At 43.5% G+C, this 22,530-nt stretch carries 20 protein-coding genes; 7 read left to right on the forward strand and 13 right to left on the reverse strand.

Annotated elements, in window-relative coordinates; genetic code table 11:
- Nucleotides 1-68 precede the first annotated feature (68 nt).
- Both N39L_RS03095 and N39L_RS03100 read right to left on the reverse strand, forming a co-directional pair.
- The gene (locus tag N39L_RS03095) at nt 69-2,297 is read right to left on the reverse strand and encodes a GumC family protein (protein WP_006617029.1); all 2,229 of its coding nucleotides are present in this window, start codon (nt 2,295-2,297) and stop codon (nt 69-71) included.
- 128 nt (nt 2,298-2,425) lie between these two features.
- Nucleotides 2,426-2,863 carry a Tery_1686 family protein gene (locus N39L_RS03100; RefSeq protein WP_006617030.1) on the reverse strand — a complete coding sequence of 146 codons (438 nt, stop codon included), beginning with the start codon at nt 2,861-2,863 and terminating at the stop codon, nt 2,426-2,428.
- Nucleotides 2,864-3,228: 365 nt separating this feature from the next.
- Between N39L_RS03100 and ccsB the strand changes: the two genes are divergently transcribed.
- The gene (ccsB, locus tag N39L_RS03105) at nt 3,229-4,278 is read left to right on the forward strand and encodes a c-type cytochrome biogenesis protein CcsB (RefSeq protein WP_014274272.1); all 1,050 of its coding nucleotides are present in this window, start codon (nt 3,229-3,231) and stop codon (nt 4,276-4,278) included.
- Nucleotides 4,279-4,451: 173 nt separating this feature from the next.
- Nucleotides 4,452-4,799: a KGK domain-containing protein gene (locus N39L_RS03110; protein ID WP_006620282.1), complete on the forward strand. Its 348-nt coding sequence runs from the start codon at nt 4,452-4,454 to the stop codon at nt 4,797-4,799.
- A gap of 72 nt (nt 4,800-4,871) precedes the next feature.
- Here the strand turns inward: N39L_RS03110 and N39L_RS03115 are convergent, their stop codons facing one another.
- Nucleotides 4,872-7,094 carry a S8 family serine peptidase gene (locus N39L_RS03115; protein ID WP_006620283.1) on the reverse strand — a complete coding sequence of 741 codons (2,223 nt, stop codon included), beginning with the start codon at nt 7,092-7,094 and terminating at the stop codon, nt 4,872-4,874.
- 218 nt (nt 7,095-7,312) lie between these two features.
- Here N39L_RS03115 and N39L_RS03120 point away from each other — a divergent pair, with 218 nt between their 5' ends.
- From N39L_RS03120 to grxD, 3 genes are read left to right on the forward strand one after another with little or no spacing between them, the layout of a single operon-like run.
- Complete coding sequence (locus tag N39L_RS03120) at nt 7,313-7,978, forward strand: hypothetical protein (protein ID WP_014274273.1); 666 nt, start codon at nt 7,313-7,315, stop codon at nt 7,976-7,978.
- Nucleotides 7,979-8,017: 39 nt separating this feature from the next.
- Nucleotides 8,018-8,275 carry a BolA family protein gene (locus tag N39L_RS03125; RefSeq protein ID WP_006620285.1) on the forward strand — a complete coding sequence of 86 codons (258 nt, stop codon included), beginning with the start codon at nt 8,018-8,020 and terminating at the stop codon, nt 8,273-8,275.
- A 42-nt stretch (nt 8,276-8,317) separates the two neighbouring features.
- Nucleotides 8,318-8,641, forward strand: a complete 324-nt coding sequence (grxD, locus tag N39L_RS03130; RefSeq protein WP_006620286.1) for a Grx4 family monothiol glutaredoxin — start codon at nt 8,318-8,320, stop codon at nt 8,639-8,641.
- 61 nt (nt 8,642-8,702) lie between these two features.
- Here grxD and N39L_RS03135 read toward each other — a convergent pair whose 3' ends face one another.
- The gene (locus tag N39L_RS03135; RefSeq protein WP_006620287.1) at nt 8,703-8,954 is read right to left on the reverse strand and encodes a DUF6761 family protein; all 252 of its coding nucleotides are present in this window, start codon (nt 8,952-8,954) and stop codon (nt 8,703-8,705) included.
- A gap of 423 nt (nt 8,955-9,377) precedes the next feature.
- On the opposite strand from N39L_RS03135, the gene N39L_RS03140 reads away from it, so the two are divergent.
- A complete protein-coding gene (locus tag N39L_RS03140; RefSeq protein WP_014274274.1) occupies nt 9,378-10,133 on the forward strand; it encodes a response regulator transcription factor in 756 nt (251 codons plus the stop codon).
- Between the two features lie 210 nt (nt 10,134-10,343).
- Here the strand turns inward: N39L_RS03140 and N39L_RS03145 are convergent, their stop codons facing one another.
- Nucleotides 10,344-11,723, reverse strand: coding sequence for an aldehyde dehydrogenase (locus N39L_RS03145; protein WP_014274275.1), 1,380 nt, complete (start codon nt 11,721-11,723; stop codon nt 10,344-10,346).
- Between the two features lie 230 nt (nt 11,724-11,953).
- Here N39L_RS03145 and N39L_RS03150 point away from each other — a divergent pair, with 230 nt between their 5' ends.
- Nucleotides 11,954-13,990: an NAD(P)/FAD-dependent oxidoreductase gene (locus tag N39L_RS03150; RefSeq protein ID WP_006620291.1), complete on the forward strand. Its 2,037-nt coding sequence runs from the start codon at nt 11,954-11,956 to the stop codon at nt 13,988-13,990.
- Between the two features lie 10 nt (nt 13,991-14,000).
- Here the strand turns inward: N39L_RS03150 and N39L_RS03155 are convergent, their stop codons facing one another.
- From N39L_RS03155 to N39L_RS03190, 8 genes are all read right to left on the reverse strand, one after another.
- Complete coding sequence (locus tag N39L_RS03155; RefSeq protein WP_014274276.1) at nt 14,001-14,912, reverse strand: SPFH domain-containing protein; 912 nt, start codon at nt 14,910-14,912, stop codon at nt 14,001-14,003.
- A gap of 2 nt (nt 14,913-14,914) precedes the next feature.
- Complete coding sequence (locus N39L_RS03160) at nt 14,915-15,193, reverse strand: hypothetical protein (protein WP_006620293.1); 279 nt, start codon at nt 15,191-15,193, stop codon at nt 14,915-14,917.
- 230 nt (nt 15,194-15,423) lie between these two features.
- Nucleotides 15,424-17,037 (reverse strand): ShlB/FhaC/HecB family hemolysin secretion/activation protein, encoded by a 1,614-nt coding sequence (locus tag N39L_RS03165; RefSeq protein ID WP_231852249.1) that lies wholly within the window; start codon nt 17,035-17,037, stop codon nt 15,424-15,426.
- Between the two features lie 271 nt (nt 17,038-17,308).
- Complete coding sequence (locus tag N39L_RS03170) at nt 17,309-17,692, reverse strand: response regulator (RefSeq protein WP_006620295.1); 384 nt, start codon at nt 17,690-17,692, stop codon at nt 17,309-17,311.
- Between the two features lie 498 nt (nt 17,693-18,190).
- Nucleotides 18,191-21,226 carry a PAS domain S-box protein gene (locus N39L_RS03175; protein ID WP_006620296.1) on the reverse strand — a complete coding sequence of 1,012 codons (3,036 nt, stop codon included), beginning with the start codon at nt 21,224-21,226 and terminating at the stop codon, nt 18,191-18,193.
- A 28-nt stretch (nt 21,227-21,254) separates the two neighbouring features.
- Nucleotides 21,255-21,476 carry a hypothetical protein gene (locus N39L_RS03180; RefSeq protein ID WP_006620297.1) on the reverse strand — a complete coding sequence of 74 codons (222 nt, stop codon included), beginning with the start codon at nt 21,474-21,476 and terminating at the stop codon, nt 21,255-21,257.
- 100 nt (nt 21,477-21,576) lie between these two features.
- Nucleotides 21,577-21,747, reverse strand: a complete 171-nt coding sequence (locus N39L_RS03185) for a hypothetical protein (protein WP_014274280.1) — start codon at nt 21,745-21,747, stop codon at nt 21,577-21,579.
- A 100-nt stretch (nt 21,748-21,847) separates the two neighbouring features.
- Nucleotides 21,848-22,018, reverse strand: a complete 171-nt coding sequence (locus tag N39L_RS03190; protein ID WP_014274281.1) for a hypothetical protein — start codon at nt 22,016-22,018, stop codon at nt 21,848-21,850.
- Nucleotides 22,019-22,530: the final 512 nt, after the last annotated feature.

The following is a 22,530-nucleotide window of genomic DNA, read 5'->3' on the forward strand; positions in this document are numbered from 1 at the left end:
AATTAAAGCCAATCCCCCCCCATCCGTACCCCACCCGTAGAGACAAGCCTCCCTTGTCTCTACACTTGCTATGATTTTCTGGCATTTTTTCTCGGAACTGTTCCTACAATTGATGATGAACTATTCACCTTTTGAGGAGTCAAATTTCGGGGATTTTGCCGGAATTGAGGATTACTGAAACTATAACTATAAGAACTGAGGGGAACTTCAGGAGAACGGTTCGCAACTACTCCTAAAATGGGGGCGCTCATGTTCGGTTTCTCTTTTAATTGAGCGATCGCATTTTCCAGAACCGAACGATTAATGCGACCCAAACTCGCTACTAATACCATACCATTAGTTTCCGAAGCCAACAAATTAGCATCCGCTAATCCTAACATAGGCGGAGCATCATAAATCACCAAATCAAAATCATGCTCAAGTTTCCTGATTAAATTCACCATCCTATTAGATGATAAAATCCGAATCGGGTCAGGGGGAGTTGAGCCTGATGTTAAAACAAACAGATTACTCTCCAAAAAATAGGGCTGAATTACACGCTCTATATCTATGTCGATTAAATCACTAGAGATTAAATCAGTCAACCCCATCATATTAATCAATCCCAAGTGCTGATGGAGAGTCGGACATCGCAAATCACTATCCACCAAAAGCACCTTTCTACCTTGTTCCGCCGCCGCCAAAGCCAGGTAAATAGCAGTTGTAGATTTACCTTCCCCAGGTACAGAAGAACTAATCACCATAGACCGAATTTGCTGATCTGGGTTCAACAGCCGAATGCTAGTATAAAGGCTTCTAAATGACTCATAAAATGCCGACATGACATTTCCTTGTGGCTGATGACTCCGGCTAATTCCCAAATCCAATTGTTCAAGATTTTCTAGTGCTTCACTATCAGGAAGATTCTGGGAAACTATAGACTTCAAATGGCGGTCAAACGGAATAACTCCCAAAATCGGTAACTTAGTCGCCTCTTTAACCTCCTTAACTGTGTAAATCACATTGCTAAGTTGGTCTACCAACAGCGCCAAACCCAATCCTAATAGCAAACCAAAAGCAGTTCCTAAAACCACATTTTTCTTCAAACTTGCAGAAGAAGGTTTAGGTTCACCTGCAGGAGTTAATAACTCCCAAGGAGCATCCCTTTGAGCCATATCAATTTTAAAAGCCTCCCGTTTCGCCAAAAACTGATTTAAGTTATCCGTAGCAATCAATAATTCTCGCTGAATATCCGTATATTCTCGACTCACCACCGAAAGCTGTTTAACTTCTGCATTAATGCGATCTATGGTATCTTGCAGAATCAGATTTCGTTCTTCTAGATCTTGAATTTTACTAGCCCACTCTTGACTAACTCGGTCGGCTTCCCTTTGTAAAAGTGGCAACAAACTTTCTCGTTGTTCTTGCAAAATGCTGATTTCGGGACTAGCTTCTAAATAAAGAACCGACTCCTTAGCCATTTGATTATCGATCGCCCGCAGTTGATTCATTATTTCTTGATAACGGGGACTTTCCAGTAGTATGGAAGCTACAGCATATTCCGGTGGTTTATTAGCTAGTTCCCTTTGTAGGTTAGCATACAAAGATCTAGCTTGACCAAGTTGAAGCTGATTGTCTAAAAGTTGTTGTTCAATTGCTGTCACCTGACTGGAGAGTTTACTACCCTCAGTGTCTGGGTTTAAAAGATTATTGGTTTGGCGGAGAATCTGTAGCCTTTCTTGCTGATTATCAACTCTCTCTTGTAATTGTGGGATTTGCTCCCCCACAAACTCAATACCTTTGAGAATATCTTGTTGTCGGGTTTCTAAGCTGTAGTTTAAAAATGCTTTTGACACCAAATCTAAAACCGACTTAACCAAATCTTTATTGGGGTGCTGATATCCTACTATTAAAATATTTTCAGGAGTAGGTCTGATTCTGAGATTACTAGCAATAAATTTATAAGTAATACCTGGATATTGAGACTGAAGTTCCTCTACAATCGGAACAATAACCCTGGGGCTAGTCAGTAGTTTAAGTTGTACTGCATCCAGGGTCACAGCTACGATTTCTTCTCGATTACTAAGAGTTTGGGGATTAGCAGAGGAAATTACTTGAGTAGAAATAGCCACTGGCTGAGTTAATATTTCAAACTCAGCTTGATAGATGGGTGTATCAGTAATAGCTTTGTAAGCAGCCGCCCCAGCTACTACAATTGTCACTCCACTAATCAGTAAAAGTTTCCGACGAACAGCCCCCAACAGCCGCCCTAAGTCTAAGCCGCCTTCATCATCATCAAGGTGAGTATTGTAAGTCATGGCTATGAATTAATTTGGTGATTGCTTGCCGGCGATCGCCTGATATTCAACGATACAATTAATAGCAGTCCCTCCCCTACTCTTAGTATACTCGGTTTATTATGGATCTTGATGATTAGAGCAAGCGATCAAGCCGCCCCGGAGTCTACTCCATTAAACAACTCGAAGATTTGCCTACAAAATAATTTTAGCTTATCGGCCCCTTCATCGGCAGGTTGACACTCACCCCAAAATTGCCAATTGTCCACGGTGGAGACTTTCCACTGTTGTCCACGGTGATCATATCCAGCCGCTTCGACTCCGATCGCCTTACGTCCAGTGTCATAGGGATCATGGTACAGTCGGATCTGAATCAAAATACAGCGACTTTGCATCAAGCGACTTCTACCGGGAAAGTTAAAACCAATGTCGATAGAGTCTGGGTCAACTAATTCCCTAGTCTCTGGGTCATTCATCCAGGGCTTGAGGTCTACCCGCACATCGGGAAACTGTGCTTTAAATAGATTAACGACAGAAGCAATTTTGCTGGCAACTTCGAGATTATTAGCTTGTTCGGCTGCATTCACTTTGTGCTGGTCCTCCGAAAAACAGTCCTATCAAAAATCAGATGATGGTGGATTTTGGCATCGTAACCGAGATTTCTCAAAAAATCAGGTTATTGTTGAACACAAATAGACGGCTATCTGATCGGGTTTGGTGGCAGGTTATATAACACTTATAGCGTTTCTCATATCCATAAGGTACAGCCCACTCAAAGAGAAGCCGCTGCGCGTCTACACCCCAAACCCCTCTCCCCATACCGGAAGGGGGCTTTGAAAAGTACCTCACCAATCCACCGAATCGCTATATATTAGTCCCAAAATAGTGAAAATGCTGCAAAAATCGGTAGGATCGAAAAAGTGATCGAAAAAATTTGAGAGGAGAACATAACATGGATCTGGTGGTACTCCAGAATCAGTTAGATAACATTTCATTTGCCATTGTGCTAATCACAATGTTGGTTTACTGGGTAGGGGCTGCATTTCCCCAAATACCCCAATTGCAGGGCTTAGGAACCGCCGGTATGGCGATCGCCAACCTGTCTATAGCAGCCCTATTAGGGGCTAGATGGATGGAAGCCGGATATTTTCCCATTAGTAATCTCTACGAGTCCCTATTTTTCCTGGCTTGGGGCATTACCGCCATGCACTTAGTGGCGGAAAACATGAGTGGTAGCCGTTTAGTGGGTGTGGTAACAGCCCCATTAGCTATGGCGATCGCCGCCTTTGCTGCCCTCAAACTACCGGCTCCCATGCAACTATCAGAGCCTTTAGTGCCAGCCCTCAAGTCCAACTGGTTAATGATGCACGTTAGCGTCATGATGATCAGTTATGCCACCCTGATGGTAGGTTCTCTATTGGCGATCGCCTTTTTAATTCTAACTCGCGGCCAAGCCGTCCAACTCAGTGGCAGTTCCCTGGGAACCAGAATTTCCCGGAATCATAAATCATCCGTTAGCCAACTAGAAACCATTAGCACTTCCCCTAATGCTCTGCTATCGAACTCTAAACCCTCGGAATTTGCCACTGCTACCAACGGTCAAGGTTCTACCGCCCTTCTCGAGTTAGTTACCCCCTCAACAGACCAACCAACCAGCACCGCCACTCTATCACCCCAACGTCTCAGCCTAGTAGAAACCATTGATAACATCAGCTATCGGATCATCGGTTTAGGTTTTCCCCTACTCACCATTGGCATTATTGCTGGTGCAGTTTGGGCTAATGAGGCTTGGGGTTCTTACTGGAGTTGGGACCCCAAAGAAACCTGGGCTTTAATCACCTGGTTAGTTTTCGCCGCCTATCTCCACGCCCGGATCACCCGAGGATGGCAAGGCCGGAAACCCGCCATTCTAGCTTCTGTAGGATTTTTGGTAGTTTGGGTGTGCTACTTAGGAGTTAACCTATTAGGCAAAGGTCTCCATTCCTATGGTTGGTTCTTCTAATAAGAACATAGTCAGGCGCGAATTTCCCCAACTGTGTAGGGGCGAGTTCTGCAATCATCTCTATTTTCCCCAGCAGACTTGTGAGAACCCGCCCGTACATATTCTACAGCGTGGAAACAATGGCTAAGACCTGATTACCGCCCTGATCCCAAATTCAATGAAGAGGAAATTTGATGAACAATGTAACTCGTATTTTGGATGATAACGACGTACTCCATACAGGTTCGAGTACCCTTATGTTTCAATGCACCTTCAGGGTCAGCGAATTTCTGACTATGATGCAGTCTAAGTTGGAAGAGGAAAATCTTTTTGGGGAAGGCATTGAGTGCGAACTACTTACCCCCGGCGGGCCCTGGCAAAAGGGTCGGTTTCAAATCTGTTTAGAGTTTGTCAGTGATAATGTTACCAGCGCGAACGCTATCCCATCTGTTGACTATGGCATGATGGGCGGCGGCGATACTCCTGAAGTTTTGCCAGCCCATATTCGACGACAAACCCAAAGAATTGGTATGTGGAGTTAGCTCTGATCTCAGGAGTGATTCTGGGAAGCAGCCACCGATTCACGAGGGTCGGTGGCCGGAGGATGTCAGATATTACAAACCTAGATCCAATTTCCACCCGTTCAATTTACCAGTGTGATGGGGTGCTAAATCCGCGACAACTAACCGCCAAGTCCCCTGTGGTGAGTGATTTAGTAACTCTCTCATGTAGGGAGTCGTCTGGAGATTATAGGTAGTTTTCAAAACCTTATTGCCTCCCAAAGTGCGACCCTGGAGTAGAACCTCCTCCCCGTGTGGAGCAATTAACCGCACTTCCAAATCACCCAAAAATTGATGCTCGATATCGACAGTCACCTGGATATCTAAAATCGGGCTAGTATTAGCAACAGAAATAGTGCTAGTCACTCCTTGAGGGTTATGATCGGGAATATTTAAGACGCGGTTATTAGATTGCTCCACCCGCCTTTGAACCTGTTGGCGGCTGACCCGTTGACTTTGAGCCATTTTTACGGCTTTTTCGGCATTAACTCGACCGTAGCCAAACCATTGGGAATATCCATTACCATCATAGGTTCCCATACTGATACCCAACTGAGGATCAGCATCAGGGTCTACAATCTTATCGGCTGTTTGTTCAATGATGCGGCGCACTTCCCTAGCACTGAGATCCGGATTAACAGATAAGACCAAAGCGGCTACTCCAGCCACTAGAGGAGTGGCGGCGGAAGTTCCTCCAAAATGGGATGTAAAGTCACCCTGATCATAGCCGGCTGCACCTACGCGATCGCTCGTAAAAACTCCTAAACCACGCAGAGCGGTTCTAATCGATGGAGGGGTTCCAATATAGCCAGTTTCTTGGAGCCACATTCCAGGGGGGGCATTGTTACTAGGGGCACAGACGGTGATTCCGGTTCCCCAATTACTGTAGGCCGCTTTTTTATTAAGACTGGTACAGGCGGATACGGAAATTACATCAGGATGAACCGCAAACCCAGATAACCATCTGACTCGGCCTGATATGACATTATTAGGCCAGCCACTTTCATTAATGGTTCCGTTGATGGGGCGATTGGCGTTTCCGGCCGCAAATAATACGACGCAGCCTCGACCGTTGCGCCCTACGGCGGCGGCTTTGGTAATTACTGCTCGTTGTCGTATGGACAAGGGAAAATAAACGGCACTAGCCCCCCAACTACAGGAGATGACAGAGGCTCGGTTATTAATAGCCCAATCAAAAATCTTTTCGACTGATTCATCATCGAGATATCCGGTGGTGCGAATGGGCATTAAGGCACAACCTGGGGCAACTCCGACGATACCTTTGCCATTTTCTTCGGCGATCGCTAATCCGGCGCAGGCGGTTCCGTGGTTATCTGAAGGAGATTGTGGTGAAGGGAGACGATTTTGGCCTTTCAGGTCAATGGGAGCGACAATTTTTCCTATACCCTGAAAATCAGGGTGATTAAGGTCGATCGCATCATCGGTAATAGCAACCACTATAGATCTGGTTCCTCGAGTAATATCCCAAGCTGGTTCTACCGAGATATGAGCATCAGGAGCTACATCGGCACCTCCGGTATTATGGAGATACCACTGACGGTGGTAGAGAGGATCAGTAGGTCGATAATACTTTTGGCTTTTGACCACAATATTGGGTTCTGCTACTAGAACTTCTGGGTTCCTGGTGAGGCGGTTAGCGATTTTAATGGGATTTTCTTGAGCTTGGCTGCTGACTTCATAGACAAAGGTGTTGGGAACACCATAGACAGATTTTAATAATCTCAAACCTTGGCTGTTGGCGATCGCATTGCGGTTGGACTCCTCAACCTCCTCGCTAAACTGAATGGTGATTTGATTGGTCAGATACATAACCATTCCCGGATTATTATCAGCCTGATAGACATGACTCGCAAAAGCCACCCGATCTGACTGACGAGCCAGTTCCATCGCCTGATCGAGTTCAGCATCTTTTACCTTAACTTCCTGGAGTTCTGGTGGTACCGAGGAAGTTTCCTCAATGTGGATAGGCAAATTTTGTAAGTTTTCTCCTTCAGATACAACCGGGGTAAACTGAGGGCCACTATCCGTGACTGGTTGTTTTGGCGTGAGTCCATCAGCTTGATCTGGTAGGGGGCTGACTCCACCACCGCCGCCTACTGGGGGTGTGGAAACCAAGCGAACCGTAAACCGCCCAGGAACTTTAGTAATTGCCAGTTCCTCACCTCCCCGTTGTAGAATGCTGCCAAGACTTTCTTCGGGAACGCCCATGCCCTGATATTGTTGAGCGTTAATCTCGTAGGAGTTAGCTGATGTCATTTTGTTATAATCCTCAAAAGTGCTCACTATTATTGGCTCAATAGATTAAGTCCGATGTTAATGGTTGACCGAATCAAGCTGGGGTGGATGGATGGTCATCCTATAAAGACTATAACCCTTGGCTGGTCAGGATCTACAACAGTTTTACTAAACTCCTACACTTTGGCCAAAAAATGATAAGATCTGTAAACATCAATAACCTTTCATTTCGCGATCGCATGATGCTGTCTCCTTTCATAGTCCGCTATCCTCAACTTTTTGTGAGTATATTGGCATCAGCCCTGACTGTTTTAACTGTCTCAGGCCATGCTACAACGGTTATGGCTCAAGATCCTTCTGTGTATGATGAGGCCACAGGTGAAGGCTCGGAACCTGAATTTCCCAGAGATTTAAGTCCGACCCCAGTACCGAGGAATCCTCAAGATATGCGCCCTTTGAGCCTTGATAGTAGTTTTTTAAGTGTTCAAGGGGGGGAGCGCTTGTTAGCTGAAGCCGGGGAAGCAATTAGTAACGAGAATTACACCCAGGCAGCCAGGAAACTCCAGGAGGCGCGCCAAATTTTCAATCAGCTTTCTAATTTTCATCAACAGTTAGCCAGCAGTTTCTCAGGGGTTGACAACCGCATTGCTGACCAACATCGCAATGAGGCCAGAGATACCGCTCAAATGAGGGATACAGCCACTTATCAATTGGCTTTAGTCCATCGTGCCCAGAATCAACCCGAGTTAGCTGTTCCCCTACTCGTGCAAATTATTCGTTCTCAAGCCCCAACCCGGGATTTAGGCCAAAAAGCATATCAACAATTACTTGAATTAGGATTTGTCAGCAGTCCAGCCAGGGGTAGTGCTTCTTCTAACCCGGCAACCACTTCCAATGCTCAATAATTCATCTACAATCAAACATAGTCGTTTAATAGGAATCCCATGATCACCCTTTCCCAAGTTGAGGCAATGATTAAGTCTGAGTTGCCTGATGCTGTTGTTAAAGTTGAAGACCTTGGCGGGGGCGACCATTTACAAGCTGTAGTGGTTTCGCCTCTGTTTGAGGGCAAAACCCTGGTGAAACAACATCAGATGGTTTATAAAGCTGTTAGGGAAGCTATGGCAACAGAGGCCATTCATGCCCTAGCGCTGAAAACTTATACCCCCCAAGAGTGGTCAAAAGTCAACCAGGCTGCTTAATTTGTTGATCTAAGTTGTGAATAACTCGATTGAATAATCACTATGAATCCTGAAGTAGAAGCCAAAATTGAAAACCTGATTAACCAGCACAAGGTTTTTGTGTTTATGAAGGGTACCAAGTTGATGCCCATGTGCGGTTTTTCCAATAATGTGGTGCAAATTCTCAATAGTTTAGGGGTTCCCTTTGAAACCCTCGATATTTTGGAAGATGCCGAAATTCGCCAAGGTATTAAGGAATATTCAAACTGGCCGACCATTCCCCAAGTTTACATTAATGGTGAATTTGTCGGCGGTTCCGATGTGATGATTGAGTTATATCAGAAGGGCGAACTACAAGAGATGCTAGAGGTCGCTCTGGCATCATAGTCCGGCTTAACTAATTAACTCCCTAACCCAGCCTCTCGAAGGCTGGGTTTTTCCCAAGTATCTAGTAATAATCTACTTCTGGTTGTGGTAGGGGAGTCATTTCAAAGTTGGACGGGTCGTTAATGTACCTAAAGGTTTCTTCCTCTAGGCGGTGAATTTGATAAGGTTCGAGGGCGTTTGTATTTCTCAGGGCGGCAATGTAGCCATCTACAAACATTCTAAGCTCATCATAACGATAGCCTCGATTCCACATTTCGACGAGGGAATCAGTGATTTTTTGGTAGTGCCGGATGGTCTGAGCATTCTGTAACATGGTGGAAACCTCAAGTTATAATCTATATGTTGGGGGTATGGTTAAGGGATAGGGATTAGTCTCTACCTTGATTCAGTTATATACACCTCACCGATATGGATTTCTGGCATTCTAGCTGAATCGGACTGTGATTGAAAAGACTGTTACCTTTAGTTATAGGTTTCCCTGGACCGATGGCAATTGTTTCAAGTTCTTACTCATTCCCTTCATTTTGATCATAATGCACCCCGGAAAATTACGGGGGTTGTGGACTGATGGCCGCTTTAAGGTTGATGCCTCTCTCCCTCTGTGATTTTTATATTAACCTAATTGTGATCATAGATCTAGGGTGGATTGCCGATCGCAAGGGTAGCAGGAGTTACAAAATGATGATTTCGACTCTGTTAACCTGTGTTCAATTATTGATAAAGGAAGCTGGCACCAGTGGGATATGCTTATATTTCAATTATTGAGGGAAATCCGCACCTGCGATCGCTGTTAGGTTGGCATCTTCAGCACGTTGGTTATTCGGTGTGTCAATCTGCGGACTTTCATCATGCTAGAGAGGTGTTTTACACGACTCAGCCAAGTTTAGTAGTTATTGATGCAGAATTACCAGGCGGCAATAGTCTAGAATTCTGCCAGTGGCTACTACAGCAACGACAGTCTTTAATCTTGATGCTTTCGGCTCGGAATACGGAATCTGATATTGTCCGTGGTTTGAGAGCAGGAGCTGATGATTACTTAACTAAACCTTTTGGAATGCAGGAGTTTTTAGCGAGAGCTGAAGCACTTATGCGTCGCACTCGCAATGTGGCTCCTCCTACCAGTTTAGATTATGGGGATTTGAAAATTGATTTGGTACAGCGTCGGGTTTATCTTCAGGGTCAAATGATAGAACTGACTCCCCAAGAGTATAGTCTTCTTTATGTTTTGGCTCAAAATGATGGGGAGCCTCTCAGTCGTTCGGAACTGTTGCGCCGCGCTTGGCCAGATTATATTGATAATCCCCGCACTATTGATACTCATGTTCTATCATTGCGGAAAAAGATGGAAACTGACCCTCGACAGCCTAGTTTAATCCAAACGGTTCGTAATATTGGTTATCGATTGAATTTGGATGTTCTTAAACCTGAACCAAGTTGGTATCCTAGTGTTAATGGTCAATTACCACCAATTCAGGCTAAAACTGGTAGCTAATTGTGAGGATTCGGTAGGGTGCGTCAGCACCAGTATATCAATGGCATTGTTAACCAGAACATTCACAACTGACGCACCCAATAAAAGGCTTTTACTCGATTTGTATGATTCCCTATATAGGGAATAGAGTTGAGAAAAAGCCGTTTTTAGTTATGGGCAATGATGGTAAATTTATTAATCAGATAAATCTACCATATTGCAGATAAAAAATCAGGTGTTTTTAATGAAAAATCTCATCAGGTTAAACTTGGGTTTATAGGGTGCGTATCGCAGGGGAATATCGAAGAGTAGAGATTGCTTTAAAAGGCTTTTGTGGTGGCAAAAAGTGTCAAAGGTAGCTTGGCCGTGATATTTGCCGAGGCCGCTTTCTCCTACTCCTCCAAAAGGCAAGGATTGACCCCCGACTTGCATGATAGTTTCGTTGAAACAAATACCCCCGGATGAGGTTTCTTGAAGAACGCGCTGTTGTGACTGTTTATTACGGGAAAATAGGTAAAGAGCGAGAGGTTTGGGTCTGGCGTTAATTTGACTAATTGCATCCCCTAAATCATCATAGGTCAAAATGGGTAAAATCGGCCCAAAGATTTCATCTTGCATGATGGTGTCTTCCCAGGATACTTCATCAATGAGAGTGGGAGAGATATAGCGATCGCTTTCATCAAACTTACCACCAGCGACGATTTTACCATCATGTAATAACTCAGTCAACCGATGAAAATGATAGTTATTAATAATCCGCCCATAGTCGGGACTTTGCTGCGGTTCGGAGCCATAAAAACTCTGAATATAGCCAATCATAGCTGTAATCAAGTCCGATTTAAGGCGGCGGTCTACCAATAGATAATCTGGGGCTATACAAGTTTGACCAGCATTAATAAACTTACCCCAAACAATCCTTTTGGCGGTATAATCTAACTGAGTATCGGCATCGACAATACAGGGACTTTTGCCACCCAATTCTAAGGTAACGGGAGTCAAATGTTTGGCGGCGGCGGTCATGACAATTTTCCCGATGCGCTTCCCTCCGGTAAAAAAGATATGGTCGAAGGGTTCATCTAATAGTTGTTGGCTAACTTCTACCCCCCCTTGAACAGTGGCAATATAGTTAGGTGAAAAAGTTTTGCTAATCAGATCAGCTACGACTTGGGAAGTTGATGGGGCTAGTTCAGAGGGTTTAAGGATAGCACAATTTCCGGCGGCGATCGCACCGACGAGGGGAGAAATGACCAATTGAAAGGGATAATTCCAAGGTCCGATAATTAAGACAACTCCCAAGGGTTCAGGATAGATATAGCTAGAAGCGGGGAAGGCAGTGGGGTGGGTCTTGACCCGGCGAGGCTTAACCCAGGATTTTAAATTTTTGAGAGCATATTTAATTTCTCCGAGGGTGGAAAGTTCAAACAACCCTTCTAACTCAGGACGGCCTAAGTCAGCTTTGACTGCTTCTAGGATAGGTTGTTCAAAATCAGCGATCGCCTGTTGGAGTCGTCGCAGTTGCGAGAGTCGGAAGTCCACCTGTTTAGTCTCTCCGGTGGCAAAAAACTGTCGCTGTTGGCTGATAATTTCCGAGAAATTCAAGTTTTCTGTCATTATTGAGAATTTCCTGTAGGTTGGAAGTAGCCCTATATAGACCAGGGTACTGAGAGTCTGCTATATCTGGTTATGGTGGCATAACAGATTATTGTTACCTGTTCTAGCGCCCTCTCGATAGTTACTGCTGGCGCAGTTTCCCCTATGCTTAGTGTAATAGAGCGATCGCTAATTTCGTTAACAGTGAAGCGGTAAGCCTCAACTCAGGTACCAAAGAAATTGACATGGACATGAAAGAGATTCTATATCTGGAAATTCCTAACCCCGATACACACAGCGTTTGTACCTGGTTGCAGCAAACGTTTAATCCGGGGGTGGGTGAGAAAACGATCACCCCAGACGGGTTTCGCCTGAAATTTCCTCAACAGGGGTCTGGGGAATTGTCGGTGTTTACTTGGTCCGTCCAACGCACAACCTATCTCAAGGTTTTTCGGGTGGGGACTGTGGGAAGTTCTCAAGAAAAACGGGTACTCAACAGCCTGGAAACTGGTTTAAGACAGGAGTTTCCCTATCAGTATCCTGAACCTCCAGCCATTGATTTGTCGCAGGAGTCGATTTTTGAGGCTTTGGCTGCCTATTATCCCCAAACGGTGAAATATTTTCAGAAAATCCCTAATGGGGAATATGACCTAAAACGGGTGTACTGGTGGGAGAAACGCTGGCGGGAGGGGGTGAGAAATCCACAAACTCCTAAACAGGTGATTTTTACTGAGGCGAGAAAGGACTCTGATGGGGAGTTGCCTAGTTATGACCTAATTTATGTTGGCGGGGCTTTAGGGGTCATTCATGCGGCGGTAATGGCACGTTTAGGGTATCGGGTGCTATTGATGGAACGTCTCCCCTTTGGTCGGATGAACCGGGAATGGAATATTTCTCGCAGTGAATTACAGAGTTTAATTGACTTGGGATTGTTCACCGGGGCGGAAGTAGAGAGTTTTATTGCTAGGGAGTATAAGGACGGTTTCCACAAGTTTTTTGATGCTAATAATCCCCCCATTGCTAAGGGGGAGGTTTTGCATACTCCTCGGGTGTTGAATGTAGCCATAAATACGGATAAATTGCTGTCTTTGTGTGGTGAAAAACTGCGACAGGCGGGGGGAGAGATTTGGGATGAAACGGAGTTTATTCGGGCGGATATTGGAGGCGATCGCGTTAAGGTGACGGCTACTGATTTGACTACTAATTCCGAACGGATAGCTACCGGAAGGTTATTAGTTGATGCTATGGGTACCGCGTCCCCTATTGCTTGGCAACTTAATGGCGATCGCACCTTTGATAGTGTTTGTCCTACCGTGGGGGCCGTGATTAATGGTGGGTTTGAACCAGGAGTTTGGGATTCTAATTATGGGGATGTTCTCCACAGTCACGGGGATATTTCTAGGGGTCGCCAATTGATTTGGGAGTTGTTCCCTGGCGAAGGTGACGAGTTGACTATTTATCTGTTTCACTATCATCAGGTTAATCAGATCAACCCCGGTTCTCTGTTGGAAATGTTCGAGGATTTCTTTACTATTTTACCAGAATATCGTCGTTGTAATCTGGATAATTTGGTTTGGAAAAAAGCGACTTTTGGCTATATCCCCGGTTATTTTAGTCTGGGAGGAAGCGATCGCACTGTCGCCTATGACCGTTTAATTTCTATTGGAGATGCTGCTTGTCTTCAGTCTCCCTTAGTATTTACTGGTTTTGGTTCTTTGGTACGGAATTTATCCCGTTTAACGGACTTATTAAATACCGCACTAAAGCATGATTTGCTCACCAAATACTACCTCAATCAAATTCGCGCCTATCAAAGCAATATCGCCGTTACTTGGTTGTTTTCTAAGGGAATGATGGTTCCCACCGGGCGTTATCTTCCTCCTCAAAGAATTAACTCCATTTTAAATACTTTTTTTGGGCTGTTAGCGACAGAACCCGAAGAGGTAGCTAATACCTTTATTAAGGATAGGACCGACTGGTGGACCTTTAACCGTCTGGCTTTAAAAGCGGCGCGCATGAACCCCAAGTTGCTCATCTGGATTTTAGATTTTGTCAATACTGGGGAAGTTATCCGCTGGATGATTAGTTATTTTGTCTTCACCTGGTTGGCGTTAATCAGTTGGTTATTTAGTTGGGTTCCCCCCCTCGCGCGTCGCCTTCAACCCTGGTTAGAACCTCGTTATCCGGGGCTATGGCTGCTATTATTAGCCACCAGTTATGTACTGACAGATGGTTTGGGACAGCATCAACCATCAATTCTAAGGAAGTTACAACCCAAGACTTCCTAATCATGAATGATTAATTATTAGCAGAAGTGGCCGGTTTAGGGTCAAAGCTGGGAAATGGGGCGACACCACCTTGATATAGGGGAAGTACACCGTTCCATTTCTGGATCATCTTTTCCTGAAGTTCTAACTCCCTCAGCCTGATGGTCATGGGGTTAACTGTGGATGCGCTAATTCTGGCTGCTTCTGCGTCCGCTTGGGCTTTGGCTAATTGACGTTCTGCTTCGGCTTGGGCGACTTGTAGTTGTGCTTGGGCAGCGATCACCTGTTGTTCCGCTTGAAAACGGGCGGTCATTTGCGCTTCAATGGCGCTATCAAAACGGGGCTTACTAACAAACCCAATCGAATCAAATTCCACCCCCACACCAACAAATTTTTCATTTAAGCAGTTTTGAACCGAGGTTAATAATTCTCGCTGTTTGCTTCCGACAATATCTTCTGGTCTTAATCCGGCTGCTTCTTGGTTAAAGCAGTTACGGAGTTCACTGCGTACTAAAGTCCCTTTAAACTCATCAGGGTCTTTCAGGTATTTACCGTAGAAATCCTTGATTTGGTTGGTATTGAAAAAGTAGGAGAGAGAAATATCTGCATTGACGCTAGTTCCCCCAACTCCGAAACTGATGCTTTCGTCGATAGGTGAACCTTCATCTCTCGCCGCTGAGAGGATGTAATATTGAACGTGATCGGGAAAAATGATAATTTCCTCGCTGTAAGCATTATACCATACTTTTCCCGTGCTAATAGTGGCATTCTGTACACCGCGATTGCTTCCGTACATTTGCACTTTCAGTCCTACATAACCAGGGGGAATGCGTTTGACGCTAGTTCCCGGAATGACACCACAGGAAGAGATACTCATACTTACTAAAATGGCGCATCCTGTTAACCCTAGTACATTGGGAATTGGCGCGGTTTTCATCATCATAATTACCTCTGGGAGTCTAACAGTTCTAACCAAGATGTGTCATCTTGAGGAAATGTGGCTTGTAGCTGTTTTTGTTCGACTTTGGCGCGATGAATTTTGTGGGTCACATGATAAACCGATAAGCCGGGAATTATTACTAATCCTGTGAAGTATCCAAAAACTCCTAACCAGACTTTGAGGTTACTGGGGGAACTAACTAAATTCGCGGAAGTTCCTAAAATCCCAAAGCAAAGGATGAGTTCAAAACCACCAACTACTAGCCATTTAAGTAGGGTTTTCATGACTGGGGAATATAGCCGAGTTATAACCTGGGGGGTTAACTCGATGGGGTTGATACGCTATCTATTTGGCTTGTGTGTATTATAGGCGATCGCTTTAGGAGTGAACAGAAATCACAGATTTTTTTAACATTCTCTGACGAACCTAAACACCCGGTAGGTTTAGTAATTGGTAACTATTACCTAAAGTTTTTAAAAACCTCCCATTGATGAGGTTATCAACTCGCCAATATTCACCGAAACGGACTCCATTCGACCGAAAAATATAACCCCTGTTCTTGGAGAGTTCGTTTATTGGAACTAAGTTCCATCAGAGGAATTCCCCAATCAAACCGGGCGCGGAAATTATCACCATACTGCCAACGCAAGCCTAAGCCTAAAGACATTAAAGTTTCCGAGGATAATTGCAATTGGTCGGCGTTACTACTCCAGGCGGTGCCGAAATCTACAAAGGGGGTAACTTGTAAAATTCCCTTATTGTTATCAACTCGGAGAATGGGATAGCGTAACTCCGCCGAAGCAAATATAAAATTATCGCGCAATAAGGCATCCTGACGGTATCCCCGAAGATTGTCTAATCCCCCTAATCCTGCTTGTTCTAGGGGTACTAACTCCTGTGTGGATAATTGGATATCGGAGCGCAATAATATGAGGGTATCTGGGGCTAATAATCGCAACCATTGGGCTTGACCTCGCCATGCTAAATATTGACTATCAGGACCGTCATCATTAATGGTTGAGTTGAACAAGTTTAAGCCTATGCTAAATTGCGATCGCGCCGCCAAAACCTGTTGAGTTCCTCGCCTGGTATATTCCTGAGATAAACGCAAAATTGATAGGCGGGTTTTACCATCGGAGTCCGCCCCCCTAGCCAAGGGAAAACCTATACCTAAAATAGATGTCTCGCTTTCGCGGCGGGCGAAACTAACACCTAGGGCTAACTCTTCTGTCGGGGTCTGAATAATAGGTTGGCGATATCGCAATTCAAAAGTGACACTTGTGGCTTCAATATCCAGTTCCTTAAAAGGTGGTTCTACAATATTACTATCAGTATAATTAAAGTAAAATCCTACGGTTCCGTTGCGGGAATTAATCGGAAAATCATATAAGACATCTACCACATTACTGCCATCGGTATTACTATAATATATGCCTAAACTATCTCCTTGTCCGAGAAGATTGGCTTCTGTGAGTTCAACGCCTCGTTGAAATGTGCTAACACTGGGGGGGCGGTAGTTATTAGCAAATAAATTAATATCGAAGGTTTTGGCTGTGGTAAATTCTACATCTAAGATGCTTTGACCAGGACGAGTTCCGGCAGACAATTCGGCTTGTATGGTATCGATTATCGGGCTTAATTGTAATAGTTGCAACGCGGCGAGTAGACGATTTTGATTTAGGGGTTTGGCGGTAGCAACAGCTAGACGACTACGCACATAATCGGGGTTTAGTCGTCCGGTGGCGCTGACGTTAATATCAGTTACTTCTCCTTCTAAAATTTGGATGGTTACCGTTCCCTCTTGCAGTTCCTGGGGGGGTATAAAAGCGCCGGAAGTAATGTAACCTTCGCTGATATACAGATTAGTAATGGCCGAACGTGCTTGCAAAAGTTCCGCAAAGGTAATCGGACGATTTAGAAAAGATTGCGTAACTTCTGCTAGTTGTTGATCACTAAAGGCTGTGTTTCCTTCAAAGCTGAATTTTTCGACAATAATAGTAATAGATACATCTGGGGGTTCTTCTATATTTTCTGGTGTTAGGTTGGGGGAAGGAAATAATTGCTCAGGTGTAGGTAACTGGGGGGGAAGTTCCGGTTCCGGTTGGGGACGTTCTGGTAATGATGGAATAGTGTTAGGAACCTCTGGTAAATTTACAGGTAAGACCGGGGAGAGGGTTTCGGCTAGGGTAGCGCAAGGGTAAGTTATAGCTACAATAATGGTGAGATTTAATGGCTATTTAAATAGGTGATTGAAAATATATTTTTGGCTTGAGATCCCCATATTTACTCCTCAATGTGTAACTGCCAGCTATATTGATATTTTAATCATGTTATACTGGTTTTTGATGTCTGACACTGTTAAATATTTCCTGGAGGTTCCTGTTACTTTCAATGGCTGGTTAATCGGAATTGGTAGCTAACAGGTTGGCCACTTGTTGGGCTAAGGTCAAGGGGTTGAATGGTTTGGTAATCACTCCGGCGATGTCCATTTGTTCAAAGCGATCGCGATCTTGTTTTAGCACTTTGGCTGTCAGCATAATTACCGGAATTTCTCGACAGCTTGGTGTTTGTTGGAGTTGCCTGGTCAACTGGAAACCATCAAGATCTGGCATCGATACATCTAACAAAATCGCATCAGGATGTTCCGTTTTGGCTTTCTGTAAACCCTCTTGACCAGAGTTGGCTGTAATTACGTCCCAACCTCCTAGATCCGTCATACAAACCCGGACGATTTCCCGGATACGTTCTTCATCATCAATTACTAAAATTTGGGGTTTTGGCATAGGTCACGATTTACCGTGTAAACAAGATAAAACTACTCTCGCTTATTAGGTTCAAATAGACAAGCATTTTTCCTGTCTACAAATACAGAAACTTATATAGATAATTATCAATTTTTACCTGTTACTTCTGTGATCTGTCCCTGATGGTAATTTAGTTAAGCTAAACTTATTTATCTGGCAAAATGATTTTAATATTTAAAAAATGGTAAATATTTATTACATTTTTATTGAGAAAATTTCCTATAAATTTGACGAGAGAATGGGGGTTGTGGTAGGGTGGAAAAAATCAAAAATGAGCGCTGTTTGTGTGCGTATAGCAAAAATGAGGCTCAAACCCTGATGCTGTCGTGAGTTTAAAGGTCTATTGACGGAAAATGGCTAATCCCGAGACACCAATTTAGGCGAAAAAATGGACGGCAAAAAAACGGGGGCTTGACACAAACGACAATTTGTGCATCCTAGGTAGTAGAAGGGGAAATTGAGTTTTTAAAAACGATTTTAATGGTTAGTGTCGTTGGTATTTATAACCCTAGGAATAGTGAAATAAAAAGTGCTGCCTTTAGCCAATTGACTTTCGACCCAAATTTTACCGCCGTGTTGTTCAATAATGCTTTGACAGATAGATAAGCCTAAACCAGTTCCACTCTTTTGGCGAGAGTCAGAGGCATCGACTTGTTGAAAGCGACTAAAGATAGTTTTTAGTTTTTCGGGAGGAATGCCACGTCCCTGGTCGCGGACTTGAAAAAGTACCATATCATCCTGTGGGTAAGCTGAGAGGGTGACAGTGGTATGGGGAGGGGAAAATTTAATAGCATTACCGACTAAATTAGTCAGAGTTTGTAGCATGGCATCGCGTGCCGCCCAGAGTTGAACGGAAGTGGGTAAAATTTCCAGGGTAATGGAGTCCCGATGAGCGATCGCCTGTAAACTATTAATTACTTGCATCATCAATTCCTGAGCTGAACAAGCCTCCATTTGAAATTGAACCTCACCGGAGTTTAGCCGTTCAATATCAAGAATATCATTAACCATTCGCACCAGTCTTTCTGTCTCTAATAAAGCAATTTCAATAAATTTATGAAACTCCTGGGGTTTGTGATCATACAAGCCGGAAGATAACAGTCCTAACGAGCCTTGAATAGCGGTGAGTGGGGTTCTCAGTTCATGGCTAACCACAGAAATAAACTCATTTTTCATCTGTTCTACGGCTCGCCGTTCACTGATATTCTGAGCTTGAGCAATAAAATAGAGAGGAACCCCGTCAATATTTCGGACTATGGACATACTTAATAATACCCAAATTACATATCCTTGCTTATGAAGGTAGCGTTTTTCTACATAGTAATATTTAACTTGACCCTCGATCAATTTTTTAATGGATTTTACCTCCTGCTCATAATCTTCTGGGTGGGTGATATCTTTACATTTGAGTTGGAGTAGTTCTGCTTCCTGGTAGCCTAACATTTCACATAGAGAGCGATTAACTTTTAAGCAGTTTCCTTGGGAGGATAACAATGCCATACCGATCGCAGCATCTTCAAAAGCGGTGCGGAAGCGTTCTTCACTATCTCTGAGTTTTTGTTCAGCTTGTTTGTAGTGGGTGATATCAAAGGTTAAACCTAAAATTTGGCTCAGTCTACCCTGTTTGTCTAACAGTGGTAAATACTTAATGATGACGGTTTTTGGGGTTTGATTGGGAAGGGTAATAGTAGCTTCACCAATTTGTATGGTTAGGGTTTGGATGGTTTTTTCTAGCAAGGGTAAATAATGGCAAGTTTCCTCTGGGAGAAATAGCTCTTCATCTCGGCGACCAATAAATGTTTCTTCTGACCAACCTGTTCGTTCTAATACTCGTTGGTTGACGAATTTTAAACGGCGATCGCTGTCATAAATTACAAAGATATCAGGAGCATGATTGACCGCTAGGCGTAGGAGTTCTTCGCTTTCGGCTAGGGCGAGTTCTGCTTGCTTGCGATCGCTAATATCTTCCGCAAATCCTACATAACGTAGGGGAGAACCATCGTCATTATAAATAATGTTGACTTCTTCATAAACCCACCTAATTACACCATCATTTCTAATAATCCGATATTCTCGTTTAACCAAATTATTTTGATGCTGTTTTTCCTGATAATTAATTACTGCTCCTCGGTCTTCTGGGTAGATGGTATTTAACCAAGAATCAGGATTTTGATAGAGACTCTCACAGGTGCGTCCCCAAATTTTTTCATAGGCTGGGCTTAAATAAATATATTGTCCTGAATTGGCGCATTTTACAAAGAAAAACTGACTGATAGTAGAGGCGATTTCTTGAAAGCGTTTTTCACTTACTGCTATGGCTAATTCAGCTTTTTTACGATAGTTAATATCTGTGATAATCGCACAACATCCAGCATATTTACTATCATCAAATATAGGATTAGTTGATAGTATAGTCCAGAGAATATCTCCGTTTTTCCGCTTAAATTGAAACTCGTGTTGCTCCGCAATACCTTCACGACGACGTTGCAGATAATTTTCGACTATTGGATAATCCTGTTCATCCACAAACTTAAATAGGGAAGATTGAGTTATTTCTTCTTGGGTATAACCCAGCATATTTGCCATTTGCTGATTGACAAAAGTGGTCATACTATCACTGTCAATTATCCAAACTCCTTCGAGGGTCGTTTCAATGATAGTCCGCAATTTAGCCTCGCTTTTTATTAAAGCTGCTTCCGTCTTTTGGCGATCGCTAATATCTTGAACCCAAGACAGCAACATATTCAGTTTTCCTGATTCATCGTAAAAATTGGAATTGTACCACTCACAATAAATTACTGATCCATCTTTGCGGTAATTACGATTTATGCAAATCCTCCTTTTTTCTTGATTGGCAAAAATGGTCTGAGTTTCTCGATTAACGCGATCGCTATCTTCCTCAAAGATTAATTTCCATTCATTCATCGACTTACCCAACACTTCCGACTCAGACCAACCAAATATCTCTTCTGCTTGCTTAGACCATTGGATAACCCGCAATTTTCGATCCCAAATAATAGTTCCCAGAGGAGAATTATCAATCAGTATTTTTAATTGATGATTAACTGATTTGAGGGAGTGTGTAGTTGATAGCTGATTGGTTAAATTATCCCTTCTGTATGGGGAGGATAACAGTTGCATTTCTATGCGCCATTGTACTTCTTCAAAATCTAAGGGATAAATCAGAACATCTGCTACTTGCAAGTTGAAGGCGCGAATTGCCCTAAATACACTTTTAGACTCGGCTAGTAGAAGAATCCGAACATGAGCAGTGACAGTGTGTACTTGTAATTGTTTGGCGATCAGATATCCATCGGTATCGGGTAATTTGACATCTAAAAAAATCAGATCAGGTGGAATATGTTTAGCTACCTCCAGACCTTCATATCCATCACCAATAACCTGAACTTGATAATTATTGATAGTTAATAGGTTAGCCAGTTCCCCGCGACTCGGAGACTCGCCTGCAATCACTAAAACCCGAACCGGAAAATTCATATCGGTGGAAGCCATAATCTGCTATCAGTGCAAGAAAATATACTTATAGTTTTGATAGTAGCGCTTTTGATATTAAAGTCATAGCGACTTGACAAATTTTTTTCTTGAACCTTATAAGTTTCTTATATTTCATTGCTACAGTTAATTCCAGACCCTGATATGTTCTCAGTCCACCCATAAGTAAAATCACTTGTGATTTTTCAGGTGCGATCGCTTTCCGGCTGGCTAGGCTGGCTAGGAAGGTGTTAGCCACTACCCCAATCATGACTCGGAAACTCTCTCCGAGGGCTGATGCTGTTTACATAGATAGGGTATATGGGGGGCTGAGTTTTTTTTGTCGCGCAGACCTGCTGAAATAAATTTGACTAATTCACCCCTGACTTTATAAGTTTCTTATATTTAACTGCTACAGTTAATTCCAGACCCTGATATGTTCTCAGTCCACCCATAAGTAAAATCACTTGTGATTTTTCAGGTGCGATCGCTTTCCGACTGGCTAGGCTGGTTAGGGAGGTGTTAGCCACTACCCCAACCATGACTCGGAAACTCTCTCTTAGGGTTGATGATGTTTAGATAGATGGGGTATATGGGGGGGCTGAGTTTTTTTATGGCTCAGACCTACTGAAATAAATTTGACTAATTCACCCCTGACTTTATAAGTTTCTTATATTTAACTGCTACAGTTAATTCCAGACCCTGATTTATTCTCAGTCCACCCATAAGTAAAATCACTTGTGATTTTTCAGGTGCGATCGCTTTCCGGCTGGCTAGGCTGGTTAGGGAGGTGTTAGCCACTACCCCAATCATGACTCGGAAACTCTCTCCGAGGGCTGATGCTGTTTACATAGATAGGGTATATGGGGGGCTGAGTTTTTTTTGTCGCGCAGACCTGCTGAAATAAATTTGACTAATTCACCCCTGACTTTATAAGTTTCTTATATTTAACTGCTACAGTTAATTCCAGACCCTGATTTATTCTCAGTCCACCCATAAGTAAAATCACTTGTGATTTTTCGGTGGCTAATACCTTCCCACTATATGCTGGCTAGGAAGGTATTAGCCACTTACCCCTATCACAACTCGGAAACTCTCTCCGAGGGCTAATGCTGTTTACATAGATAGGGTATATGGGGGGCTGAGTTTTTTTTGTCGCGCAGACCTGCTGAAATAAATTTGACTAATTCACCCCTGACTTTATAAGTTTCTTATATTTAACTGCTACAGTTAATTTCAGACCCTGATTTATTCTCAGTCCACCCATAAGTAAAATCACTTGTGATTTTTCGGTGGCTAATACCTTCCCACTATATGCTGGCTAG

Source organism: Limnospira platensis NIES-39 (genome assembly GCF_026000695.1).
GTDB lineage: Bacteria > Cyanobacteriota > Cyanobacteriia > Cyanobacteriales > Microcoleaceae > Limnospira > Limnospira platensis.